At 39.1% G+C, this 11,965-nt stretch carries 14 protein-coding genes; 10 read left to right on the top strand and 4 right to left on the bottom strand.

The window, feature by feature from the left end; translation table 11 throughout:
- Positions 1–38 precede the first annotated feature (38 nt).
- Positions 39–1,046 (bottom strand): rod-share determining protein MreBH, encoded by a 1,008-nt coding sequence (gene mreBH, locus QE429_RS17460; protein ID WP_307288756.1) that lies wholly within the window; start codon positions 1,044–1,046, stop codon positions 39–41.
- 306 nt (positions 1,047–1,352) lie between these two features.
- Here mreBH and miaA point away from each other — a divergent pair, with 306 nt between their 5' ends.
- The 3 genes from miaA (at position 1,353) to spoVK (ending at position 3,731) form a co-directional block, all read left to right on the top strand.
- Positions 1,353–2,309 carry a tRNA (adenosine(37)-N6)-dimethylallyltransferase MiaA gene (miaA, locus tag QE429_RS17455; protein ID WP_307288755.1) on the top strand — a complete coding sequence of 319 codons (957 nt, stop codon included), beginning with the start codon at positions 1,353–1,355 and terminating at the stop codon, positions 2,307–2,309.
- Between the two features lie 26 nt (positions 2,310–2,335).
- On the top strand, positions 2,336–2,569 hold the full coding sequence (hfq, locus tag QE429_RS17450) for an RNA chaperone Hfq (protein ID WP_307288753.1): 234 nt from the start codon (positions 2,336–2,338) through the stop codon (positions 2,567–2,569).
- 214 nt (positions 2,570–2,783) lie between these two features.
- Positions 2,784–3,731 (top strand): stage V sporulation protein K, encoded by a 948-nt coding sequence (gene spoVK, locus QE429_RS17445; RefSeq protein ID WP_307288751.1) that lies wholly within the window; start codon positions 2,784–2,786, stop codon positions 3,729–3,731.
- Positions 3,732–3,772: 41 nt separating this feature from the next.
- Here spoVK and QE429_RS17440 read toward each other — a convergent pair whose 3' ends face one another.
- Positions 3,773–4,378: a trimeric intracellular cation channel family protein gene (locus QE429_RS17440; protein WP_307288750.1), complete on the bottom strand. Its 606-nt coding sequence runs from the start codon at positions 4,376–4,378 to the stop codon at positions 3,773–3,775.
- A 210-nt stretch (positions 4,379–4,588) separates the two neighbouring features.
- Here QE429_RS17440 and hflX point away from each other — a divergent pair, with 210 nt between their 5' ends.
- The 4 genes from hflX (at position 4,589) to glnA (ending at position 9,248) form a co-directional block, all read left to right on the top strand.
- Positions 4,589–5,848, top strand: a complete 1,260-nt coding sequence (gene hflX / locus QE429_RS17435; protein WP_307288749.1) for a GTPase HflX — start codon at positions 4,589–4,591, stop codon at positions 5,846–5,848.
- 14 nt (positions 5,849–5,862) lie between these two features.
- Positions 5,863–7,134 (top strand): methionine gamma-lyase family protein, encoded by a 1,272-nt coding sequence (locus QE429_RS17430; protein ID WP_307288748.1) that lies wholly within the window; start codon positions 5,863–5,865, stop codon positions 7,132–7,134.
- A gap of 334 nt (positions 7,135–7,468) precedes the next feature.
- The gene (locus QE429_RS17425) at positions 7,469–7,870 is read left to right on the top strand and encodes a MerR family transcriptional regulator (protein WP_307288747.1); all 402 of its coding nucleotides are present in this window, start codon (positions 7,469–7,471) and stop codon (positions 7,868–7,870) included.
- Positions 7,871–7,913: 43 nt separating this feature from the next.
- Entirely contained in the window at positions 7,914–9,248 is a 1,335-nt protein-coding gene (glnA, locus tag QE429_RS17420; protein ID WP_307288746.1) for a type I glutamate--ammonia ligase, read from the top strand.
- 64 nt (positions 9,249–9,312) lie between these two features.
- Here the strand turns inward: glnA and QE429_RS17415 are convergent, their stop codons facing one another.
- Both QE429_RS17415 and lexA read right to left on the bottom strand, forming a co-directional pair.
- On the bottom strand, positions 9,313–9,600 hold the full coding sequence (locus QE429_RS17415) for a DUF4257 domain-containing protein (protein WP_307288744.1): 288 nt from the start codon (positions 9,598–9,600) through the stop codon (positions 9,313–9,315).
- A 208-nt stretch (positions 9,601–9,808) separates the two neighbouring features.
- Positions 9,809–10,432, bottom strand: a complete 624-nt coding sequence (gene lexA, locus QE429_RS17410) for a transcriptional repressor LexA (protein ID WP_307288742.1) — start codon at positions 10,430–10,432, stop codon at positions 9,809–9,811.
- Between the two features lie 157 nt (positions 10,433–10,589).
- Here lexA and yneA point away from each other — a divergent pair, with 157 nt between their 5' ends.
- The 3 genes from yneA (at position 10,590) to QE429_RS17395 (ending at position 11,883) form a co-directional block, all read left to right on the top strand.
- Complete coding sequence (yneA, locus tag QE429_RS17405; RefSeq protein WP_307288741.1) at positions 10,590–10,916, top strand: cell division suppressor protein YneA; 327 nt, start codon at positions 10,590–10,592, stop codon at positions 10,914–10,916.
- A 12-nt stretch (positions 10,917–10,928) separates the two neighbouring features.
- A complete protein-coding gene (locus tag QE429_RS17400) occupies positions 10,929–11,576 on the top strand; it encodes a YneB family resolvase-like protein (RefSeq protein ID WP_307288739.1) in 648 nt (215 codons plus the stop codon).
- A 76-nt stretch (positions 11,577–11,652) separates the two neighbouring features.
- Positions 11,653–11,883, top strand: coding sequence for a DUF896 domain-containing protein (locus QE429_RS17395; RefSeq protein WP_307288737.1), 231 nt, complete (start codon positions 11,653–11,655; stop codon positions 11,881–11,883).
- Positions 11,884–11,965: the final 82 nt, after the last annotated feature.

Raw genomic sequence — 11,965 nt, 5'->3', positions numbered from 1 at the left:
ACACGTCCTGTAGCCTAATACTACATTAAAAACACAGACTATTTCACAGCTACCTGTAGCTTATTCATATACTGAAGGGCCTTACCTGTTCCCACTACTACACATTCAAGTGGATTAGGTGACAATTGAACGGGAACAACGATTTCCTTGCTTAACCATTCTTCCATCCCATTTAACAACGAACCACCGCCAGTTAAAATTACTCCACGGTCTACAATATCACCGCTAAGCTCGGCTGGACAGTCTTCAAGTGTCGCCCGGATGGCTTCTAAAATATGCAGAAGGGCTTCTTTTAGAGCATTCTGCACCTGATATGATGATAGTTTAATAGTTTTTGGTAATCCAGACACAAGGTCACGGCCGCGGATATCCATGAAGCGCTCTTCATGATCGACTAACGCATAACCGATTTCCATTTTAATGTTTTCGGCTGTTCTTTCCCCGATTAACACATTATATTCTTTACGGACAAATTGAATAATATCGTCATCTAAGCGGTCTCCACCAACTTTGATTGAATGGCAGGCAACGACACCACCAAATGAAATAATCGCGACTTCTGTATTACCTCCGCCGATATCAACAACCACGTTTGCAACAGGTTCATCTACAGGCATACCTGCTCCAATCGCTGCCGCAACAGGCTCCTCGATAAGAGAGATTTTCTTGGCGCCAGCATTACGAACCGCATCCTGGATTGCTCTACGTTCTACGCTTGTCGAACCGGATGGAATACAAACCACTACATTCGGTTTACGGAAGGCATAGCCCATTTTTTTCGAAGCCTTTCTCAAGACATTCTTAAGCATGTCAGTAGTAACATCGAAGTCAGCGATGACCCCATCTTTTAAAGGACGGACAGTAATAACCTTTTCAGGGGTCTTACCAATCATTTCTTTCGCATCAAGGCCAAATGCTACTACATTTTTCGTTTCAGTATCGATGGCCACAACAGACGGCTCATTAAGTGCAATTCCTTTATTTTTACTATATACCAATATATTAGCAGTTCCTAAATCAATGCCTATATCAAAATTAGAAATCATGTTTTCACCTTATTCCTTAGTTTTATTTCAAAAATAAACTACGATTAAGCCTAACACGAATTTGGGGGTAATTTGTCGTTTGTAAATAAACCGTTAACCATTTGTAATGTTACAAGAAGGATCTTTCAACTTTGGAAGAAAATTGGATATAATATTTTCGTTATTCAAAACGCATAGAAAAGGTTTTTTTTGTTTATACTTATTTGATGTTCAACTGCTTTTAAAAAGTGTGTTACGATGTAGGGGTGAAAGCAGAAAGTGGAGTTCTGTTTTCATTGAAAAATGAACTAAGGCAGTGTGAAAATATTGAATTCGAAACAAAATGTACTGGTCATCATCGGTCCCACCGCAGTAGGAAAAACAAAGTTGAGTATTGAAATGGCCAAGCGTTATAATGGTGAAATCATCAGCGGGGATTCGATGCAAATTTATCGAAGAATGGATATTGGGACTGCGAAGATTAAGCAAGAAGAAATGGAAGGCATTCCCCACCATTTAATTGATATAAAGGAGCCATCTGAAAATTTTTCCGTTGCTGAATTTCAAGTTTTGGTAAGAGAAAAGATAGCTGAGATTGCCAAAAAGGGAAAACTTCCGATTATTGTTGGAGGAACTGGCCTATATATTCAATCAGTAATTTATGATTATCAATTTTCGGATGTTGCGGGAGATGAGGCCTATCGTCTCCAGCTTGAAGAAAGAGCGAAGGAAATTGGGAATGAAGCACTTCACAAAGAACTGATGGAAGTGGATCCAGGGAGTGCTGCGCAAATCCATCCAAATAACGTAAGACGTGTCATTCGAGCGCTTGAAATTTACCATCTGACGGGTAAGACCATGCAAGAGTACCAAAGTCACCAACAACCAGATTTGCTGTATAATACGGCTATTGTGGGCCTAACCATGGATCGGGATCAGCTTTATGAGCGCATTAATCTACGAGTAGATATGATGATGGATGAAGGGCTCTTAGCGGAAGTAAAGTCCCTGCATCAACAAGGATTGCATGAGTGCCAATCCATCCAAGCGATCGGCTATAAAGAAATTTATGAATATATAGATGGGAAAGTCACACTCGATGAAGCCGTGGAAAATTTAAAGCAAAATTCACGAAGGTATGCCAAGAGGCAATTAACTTGGTTTCGTAACAAAATGCAGGTAGAATGGTTTGAAATGAGTAATGTGAATAATTTCTCAAAAAAAATAGCCGAAATTTCACTTTATGTTGAAGGAAAGCTACAAGTAAAATCGAATACATATTAGTAGAGACAAAAGAGGAGGAAATACTAATGAAAACAACAATCAATATTCAAGACCAATTTTTAAACCAGTGCCGTAAGGACAACATGCATGTTACGGTGTTCTTATTAAACGGTTTTCAATTAAGAGGACAAATAAAGGGCTTTGATAATTTTACCGTTCTTTTTGAGTCAGAAGGCAAGCAGCAGTTAGTATTCAAGCATGCGATTTCTACTTTTGCGCCACAACGAAATGTACAATTGGATTTGGATAACCAACAATAATTATTTTCAAATTAGAGTCCATCACTGGGCTCTTTTTGTTTTTATGGCCGTTTAGTAAAAAACTTTTTAATGAAAGCGATTGGTCGTGAATACACATAGAAATGAAGGATTATGCTTTCCTTTGTAGATAAATTGATCCGAATGTAGGACAAAAAAATTCTAAGTAGTCATAGCTACTTTAAAGATATTGTCTGCAGAATGAGAGGTGAAAGCTTTGGATCAACCATTTCGCATGAAAAGTAACGGCCAAATAAGCGTTGTCCTCAATTCACAAAAGAAAAAAACGATAACAAAAGAGGCGCCAGAATTTCAAGTTGTTCCAAAGGTGATTCCCCCTGAGCACACGGCACTAAAAGAAATTGAAGAGGAGCTCGGGGCTTTGGTTGGTATGGAAGAAATGAAGCGCATGATAAAAGAAATTTATGCATGGATCTATGTGAACAAGAAACGGGAAGAAATGGGGCTGAAAGCCAGAAAACAAGCGCTCCATATGATGTTCAAGGGAAATCCGGGAACTGGAAAAACCACAGTGGCAAGACTGATAGGCAAGCTATTTCAAAAAATGAGTGTCCTATCAAAAGGGCACTTAATTGAGGCAGAACGTGCAGACCTTGTTGGTGAGTACATTGGTCATACCGCCCAAAAAACAAGGGATTTAATTAAGAAGGCACAGGGTGGGATTTTGTTTATTGATGAGGCTTATTCCTTAGGACGTGGTGGGGAAAAAGATTTTGGCAAGGAAGCCATCGATACACTTGTGAAGCATATGGAGGATAAGCAACATGATTTTATCCTCATTCTTGCTGGATACTCACGAGAAATGGACTACTTCCTGACACTTAACCCAGGGCTCCATTCTCGTTTTCCGTTAGTGATTGATTTTCCGGATTATAACATCAATCAATTGATGGAAATAGCGGGAAGAATGTTAGCAGAGAGGGAGTACACACTCAGTCACGAGGCTGAAAAAAAATTAAGAGATCATCTTATTTGGGTTAAGTCTGTACTTAATCCGAATAGTTTTTCAAATGGGAGATATGTCCGCAATGTGATTGAAAAATCGGTTCGAGCACAGGCGATGAGGTTGCTAATGCTAAATAGCTATGACAGGCATGAGTTAATGACACTTAGAAGCAATGATTTGGTGTTTGATGAGGATTAAAAAAATCGGCGGATAATCACATCCGCCGATTTTTTATTAGATTAATGGGCACCCAGTCGACTTTTTGGCAATTTCCAATCGTAAGTGTACGATAGTACCCGCAATACGGTAATAATAACAAAGAGAGAATACATTTCCCACGGAGCAACCACTAATTTCAGCCCGATCATAAGACCCGCTATGATTGCCCAAACCGCATATATTTCTGAACGAAGGACAATCGGTTTTCTGCCTGCAAGTAAGTCACGGATGATTCCGCCGCCAATTCCGGTTAATACGGCAGCAACAATAACGGCGCTGAGTGGATGATCCATTTTGGCAGCATAGATCGCACCTTGAATAGCAAAGGCAGATAATCCAATCGCATCAAATAAGTTACCCCATTTTTGCCAATGCTTCAGCAAGTTACCTGGAAATAAAAACACAGCTGTAATGGATAGTAAGGCAATTTGAAAAAATAACCCCTGTTCCCATAAGGCGGATACAGGTACCCCGATTAGCAGGTTTCGAATCGCTCCGCCTCCGAAAGCGGTAACAATTCCTAAAATATAAACTCCTAATATATCATAATCCTCTTCCATGGCCACAATCGCTCCACTCACAGCGAAAGCAATCGTGCCAATCATACTTAATACTTCCCACGTCATTATGCCTCGATTTCCCCTCAACCTCTATTTTTAATAAAATCATCTTATTTATAGTAATTTCACCCTAACTACAAACATTAAAATTTTATCATGATAGGAGAAAATTACAATAAGTTTTTTTAAATCAAAATATTAAGGGAAAATTAGTGAATATAAGCGATTTTTGATATGATGAATGATAGAGCCTTTTTAAGGAAGGAAGGATGCCTTGTGGAACAAAAGGATACAAAAGAAAAAGTCATTCTTGTCGGTTGTCAAACAAACGGGGACGATGATTCACGCTTCCAGTATTCAATGGAGGAATTAGGAGCCTTAACGGAAACCGCTCGAGGTGAAGTATTATTATCTGTTGTACAAAAACGAGACCGTGTTCATTCGGCTACATATATTGGAAAAGGAAAAGTGGAAGAACTAAATGCTTTGGTGGAGGAGCTTGAAGCAGATGTTGTCATCTTTAATGATGAGCTATCTCCAAGCCAAAAAAGAAACCTTGGTGCAGATATTAATGCTCGGATAATTGATCGAACACAGCTAATTTTAGATATTTTCGCGCAGCGGGCACGTTCTAAAGAAGGTAAATTACAAGTAGAGCTTGCCCAGTTGCAATATCTTCTTCCACGGTTAGCAGGTCAAGGAACTGCCCTGTCGCGTTTAGGTGCAGGGATTGGAACGAGAGGACCGGGTGAAACCAAGTTAGAGTCAGACCGTCGTCATATTCGCCGCAGAATTGACGATATCAAAGGCCAGCTTTCCATTATCGTTCAGCACCGTGACCGATACCGTGAAAGAAGGAAGAAAAACAAAACCTTCCAAGTGGCGATTGTCGGCTATACGAATGCCGGGAAGTCCACATTGTTTAATCGATTGTCAGAGGCGGAGTCCTACGAGGAGAATCAATTATTCGCTACGCTCGATCCGATGACTAGAAAATTAATTTTACCAAGTGGATTCTTAGCGCTAATTACAGATACGGTTGGGTTTATTCAGGATTTACCAACCACACTTATTGCTGCATTCCGTTCCACTCTTGAAGAAGTGAAAGAAGCAGACCTGTTGCTTCATGTCGTGGATATGTCTAATCCAGACTATTTTCAGCATGAAAAAACAGTAAAAAAACTGCTGGATGACCTGGATATTAAAGATATCCCACAGTTAACAGTTTATAATAAAAAGGATATCCAGCATCCAGACTTCGTTCCAACGGCGGATACGCCAACTGCTTTTATTAGTGCGTTCAATCAGGAAGACCGCCACCAGTTAAAAGAAAGAATTGAAAAAATGGTGATCGAGTTGATGGAACCTTACGAGGTGGAAGTGCCTTCGACAGAAGGTAAGCTGTTATCTCAATTAAAAAATGAGACGATTTTACGGGAGTTATCCTTTAATGAAGATAACCAATTATATCGGTGCAAAGGATATTCACTTCAAGACCATCAAATCACAGGACAATTACAGAAATTTCAACAATAGATAGGAGTAACATCATGTTTCAACAGTTAAAAAATGGGGAAAGGCTTCAGCCAATCGTAAAAAAAGTAGAACAACAAATCGCTGAAGTACATAAACAAATTGATGAACGAATTGAAACGAATCAATTTGCTGTATTAAGAAGCTTTCAAAAGCATCGCGTGGGTGATTCGCATTTTATTCCTACAACGGGTTATGGATACGATGATATTGGTAGGGATACCCTCGAACAAGTGTATGCAGATGTGTTTGGCGGCGAAGCTGGACTTGTCCGTCCGCAAATTATTTCTGGTACACACGCGATTTCGATAGCGTTGTTCGGTGTTCTTCGCCCTGGGGACGAACTTCTCTATATAACTGGCAAGCCATACGATACTTTAGAAGAAATCGTCGGGCTTCGTGGGAATGGAGTAGGGTCATTAAAAGAATTTGGGATTTCCTATGATAGCGTGGCGCTTACCGATGAGGGTGGAATGGATTGGGAGTCGATCGCTGCAAAAATCAAACCCAATACAAAAATGATCGGAATTCAACGCTCAAAAGGGTATGCTACAAGACCTTCTTTTACAATAGCAGAAATTGGTGAGATGATTCGTTATGTAAAAGAAATCAAATCCGATGTAGTGGTGTTTGTTGATAACTGTTACGGTGAGTTCGTTGAGGAAATGGAACCATGTCATGTGGGAGCAGATCTAATGGCTGGATCGCTTATTAAAAATCCAGGCGGCGGAATTGTGAAGACAGGCGGATACATCGTTGGGAAAAAACAGTGGGTAGAGGCTTGTTCATACCGAATGACATCGCCGGGAATTGGGGCTGAGGCGGGTGCGTCTCTTTATAGCCTTCAAGAAATGTACCAAGGATTTTTCCTAGCCCCGCATGTAGTGGGCCAGGCATTGAAGGGGGCAGTATTTACGGCTGCCATGCTCGAGGAGTTAGGAATGAATTCTTCGCCAAAGTGGAATGCTCAAAGGACTGATTTAATTCAATCCGTTCAGTTTGATGACCGCGATAAAATGGTTGCTTTTTGTCAAGCTATACAATTTGCGTCCCCAATTAATTCCTATGTAACACCGTACCCAAGCTACATGCCAGGATACGAAAATGATGTGATTATGGCAGCTGGGACGTTCATTCAAGGAGCAAGTATTGAATTAACCGCAGACGGCCCTATCAGACCACCATATGTGGCCTATGTTCAAGGGGGATTAACATACGCTCATGTAAAAATGGCAGTGTGCCTCGCAGTGGACCATCTAGTGGAAAAAGGATTAATTGAATTAAAATAGGGGAAAATAGGACAGCTTGAGGGTTGTCCTATTTTGTTTGATATATTGTTAGTTGGAAAAGAGTAACGGCGACTAATGCCCATGGGGCTGGAAAAAAGAGCTGGACGGTAACTAGTCGATGCGACTAATGCCCATGGGGCTAAAAAAAGAGCTGGACAGTAACTAGTCTAGCCTACCAACCCCATGGCAGCTAAAAACTTAGGATACCCAAATGATTATTAAATTATAAATTCTCTTATTAAAAACCATGTAAGAAAACCTTACATATGATTGACAATAAATCTAACACGAAATATAATAGCAATATGATTTAACAAAAGGGAGGAGAAATTTGGTGAGTGGAAAGGAAATTCGCCGTTCCATGCCACTGTTTCCCATCGGAACTGTCATGCAACTAACGGAGCTTACAGCAAGGCAAATCCGCTATTATGAAGAGCACCAATTGATTTCTCCAGCTAGAACCGAGGGGAACAGGCGTCTGTTTAGCCTTAATGATATTGATAGGCTTCTAGAAATAAAGGATTTAATTGATCAAGGAGTCAACATGGCGGGGATAAAACAACTCTTCGCAGTTAAACTCCAGCAAGAGGAATCACAAGGGAAGCAAGCAGAAAAAGTGAAACGTGAATTAACAGATGAGCAATTAAGAAAGCTTCTCCGCAACGAAATTATTCATTCTGGAAGAAACAATCGATCTACATTACGTCATGGCGATATGTCTCGATTCTTCCATTAATAATCTTGTAAAATTTCTTTTTTAAAAAATTGGGGGTATTAAAATGGCAAAGTATTCAAGAGAAGATATTCAACGACTTGCAAAAGAAGAAAACGTGAAATTCATCCGTCTTCAATTCACAGATATCCTTGGAACAATTAAAAACGTTGAGATTCCAATCAGCCAATTAGAAAAAGCACTTGATAACAAAATGATGTTTGATGGTTCTTCGATTGAAGGTTTTGTACGTATTGAAGAATCTGATATGCAGTTATATCCAGACTTAGATACATGGGTTGTTTTCCCTTGGACAGCTGAAAAAGGGAAGGTAGCTCGATTAATTTGTGATATCTATACACCAGAAGGTAAGCCGTTTGCTGGTGACCCTAGAAATAACTTAAGAAGAGTCTTAAAGGAAATGGAAGAGTTAGGCTTTACTAACTTCAACCTTGGACCAGAACCAGAATTTTTCCTATTTAAATTAGATCAAAAAGGTGAACCAACATTAGAATTAAATGACCAAGGTGGTTATTTCGACTTAGCGCCAACTGATCTTGGTGAAAACTGCCGTCGTGATATCGTTCTTGAACTTGAAGAAATGGGCTTTGAAATTGAAGCATCTCACCACGAGGTAGCACCTGGTCAGCACGAAATTGACTTTAAATATGCAGATGCATTAACTGCATGTGACCAAATTCAAACATTCAAGCTTGTTGTTAAAACTATTGCTCGTAAACACGGCTTACACGCAACATTCATGCCAAAGCCATTATTCGGTGTAAATGGTTCAGGAATGCACATGAACCTTTCATTATTTAAAAATGGTGAAAATGCATTCTTTGATCCAACTGGTGACCTACAAATGAGCGATACTGCTCGTCAATTTATCGCAGGTATCCTTAAGCATGCGCCAAGCTTTACAGCTGTTACAAATCCAACAGTTAACTCATATAAGCGTCTTGTACCAGGTTATGAAGCACCATGTTATGTTGCATGGTCTGCACAAAACCGTTCACCATTAATCCGTATCCCTGCGTCACGTGGATTAAGTACACGTGTAGAGGTACGTAGTGTTGACCCAGCTGCTAACCCATATCTTGCAATGGCTGTTCTTCTAAAAGCTGGTCTAGACGGAATCAAAAACAAGATTACTCCTCCTGCTCCAGTAGATCGTAACATCTATGTGATGAGCAAGGAAGAAAGAATTGAAGAAGGTATCGTTGATCTTCCAGCAACACTAGCTCAAGCTCTAGACCAATTGAAATCTGATGAAATAATCATAGATGGCCTTGGAGAGCACATCTTCGAACACTTTGTAGAAGCGAAAGAAATCGAGTGGGATATGTTCCGTACAGTCGTTCACCAATGGGAACGTGACCAGTATATGAGCATGTACTAAAATCAAAAAACCTTAGCGCCAAAAATGGGTGCTAAGGTTTTTTCATGTAAAAAGCCATGTTGATTTACTTTTCATTTTCTTGGCTGTTTAATAATTTAAATCTAATCATGATCGTATCACCGCCAATACTGGCAATGATGGAAAAAATAATGATCTCTACTAATGAGTTAGGTGCTGTGTACAAAACGAGCAGAAGGGAGGCTACCGAACCTAGAAGCAATTCTTCTAGAAAACCCAGATAAATGAACTTTTTTGTCTTTCTCGGCATAATGATTTTGCCGTGTTTCCGTACATGACCAGCGAATCCCACCAATCCACCAATTACTACAGAGAAAATAATGTCCTCTAACATTGTTTCTCACACTCCTTAAGCCGTTTATTTTTTGGACCTAAGGTAAATCTTGGTGTATTACCATTATATTAAAGTACTGTACTATTATCATGAGTAAATATACTGAATTTTCAATATATTGAACATGATAATGTATATTATTGAAATTTTTCCCAATATAGTGGACAAAAAAAGAGCCGTACCAGTTAGGTATCAGCTCCTTTGTTCTTTAATGGATATGGCGGTAAACACCAATTACTTTTCCTAAGATTGATACATTCCTTAGAATAATAGGTTCCATGCTAGAGTTCTCCGGTTGTAGACGGATATAATCTTTCTCTTTAAAGAATCTCTTACATGTTGCTTCGTCTTCCTCTGTCATGGCTACAACGATATCGCCATTATTCGCTGTTGGCTGCTGTTTAACGATGACATAATCACCGTCAAGAATCCCTGCTTCTATCATACTTTCACCCATGATTTCTAGCATAAATACATGCTCATCAGCTGGTGCCAAACTTTCTGGAAGCGGGAAATACTCTTCTACATTTTCAATCGCTGTAATTGGTAAGCCTGCCGTAACTTTCCCAACTACTGGAACATTGACTACTTTATTTCTCGGAATATTTGCGGTTTCATCGGCTTCTAAAATTTCAATGGCTCTAGGCTTTGTTGGGTCCCGTCTAATGAGACCTTTGCTTTCTAGTCTAGCTAAATGTCCATGGACAGTAGAGCTGGAAGCTAGGCCAACCGCTTCGCCTATTTCTCTAACAGAAGGAGGATAACCTTTGCTCTTAACCTCTTCTTTGATGAAATCCATGATATCCTGCTGCCGCTTTGATATTTTTACCATAAAAAGCACCTCGTCTGGTTAATGTTGACTTTATTATAGCATGTTCGCCTATTTTATACAAACATAAGTTCGAAAATAGAGTTGACAACAAACAAGTGTTCGTCCTATAATAAAAACAACAAAAGAGAACATATATTCCTATTAGAGGTGTAATCGTATGAAAAAAATTTGGAACCAATACTCTTATGCAATTACTCTTATTCTGTTAAGCTGTTCATTAGCAATCATTCTTTCCTTTCAAAATCACTCAAATGATGAGGATCATTATATGAAGGTGACTATTTCGGAGGGAGATTCATTATGGGATATTTCAAACCAGTATTCTACTCAGCACTCACTAACAAATAAACAATTTGTTGGTTGGGTTAAAAAACATAATAAAATTAGTAACGATCAAATTTTTCCTGGTGAAGAGATTATCATCCCTGTTAGCAAGGAAGACTCCACAGACACAACACAGCTTGCTAGCGCTCCAGGAAACTAGTAAGGGGTTTACATGAAAGCAATAATTTACTGTCGTGTTAGCACGAACAAAGATACGCAGGAAACATCATTGGAACGGCAGGAAGAAGAATTAATCCAATTGGCTAAACAGCATCAATTCGAAATTGACACTATTATCAAAGAACAAGCAAGCGGTTATGATTTTGATCGAGAGGGAATCCTTCAACTATTAGACCGAATCAAAGAGAAACAGGTTCATGCGCTGTTAATCCAGGATGAAACACGTCTTGGACGGGGAAATGCCAAGATAGCTCTTCTTCATTGCATATTTAAGGAGGATATCAAACTATATAGCATATCTCATAATGGGGAATTACAACTTTCAGAATCGGATTCAATGGTATTACAAATTGTTAGTATGGTGGAAGAGTATCAACGAAAGCTACATAATGCTAAGATTAAGCGTGGAATGAGGCGGGCGGTAGAGAGAGGATATCAACCCCAAGATAATTTGAAGAATCTCAATGAATCGTCAGGAAGGGAAAAAATTGAGGTTCCCATTCAAGAAATTGTTAGGATGAGGGAAAATGACATGACTTTTTCCGAAATTGCTGCAACTTTCAGAGGGTTGGGGCACCGTATTTCTAAAGCTACCGTACATAGAAGATATCAGGAATATATAGAATCACAAAATGAGTAGACCTTTTGCCTTGTCAGAAGGTCTTATTTTTAGTAAAATCAGATGTCAGACAACTAATTGAAAGGGAGGTTATTGAATGCTATCAAAAGAGAAAATGGATAGAATTAATGAACTTGCGAGAAAATCCAAATCAACAGGATTAACTGAATCAGAAGCAAAAGAGCAATCTAAACTAAGAAGTGAGTATTTAGCAACTTTCCGTTCCAGTATGCTTGATACCTTAACAAATACAAAGTTCATTGACCCTGAAGGTAATGACGTAACACCTGAAAAAATAAAAGCAAGGAAGAAAAATACACTTCATTAATAAATCGGGATACATTTTGTATTCCCTTTTTACATATACAAGCAAATAATGTGTCAAAATAAGAAACAAAATGCCTTTTAGC

The organism is Bacillus sp. SORGH_AS_0510, from assembly GCF_030818775.1.
Taxonomy (GTDB): Bacteria; Bacillota; Bacilli; order Bacillales; family Cytobacillaceae; genus Neobacillus.
Note: the sequence above shows the minus strand (reverse complement) of the source record. Positions and strands in the feature narration are given on the sequence as shown.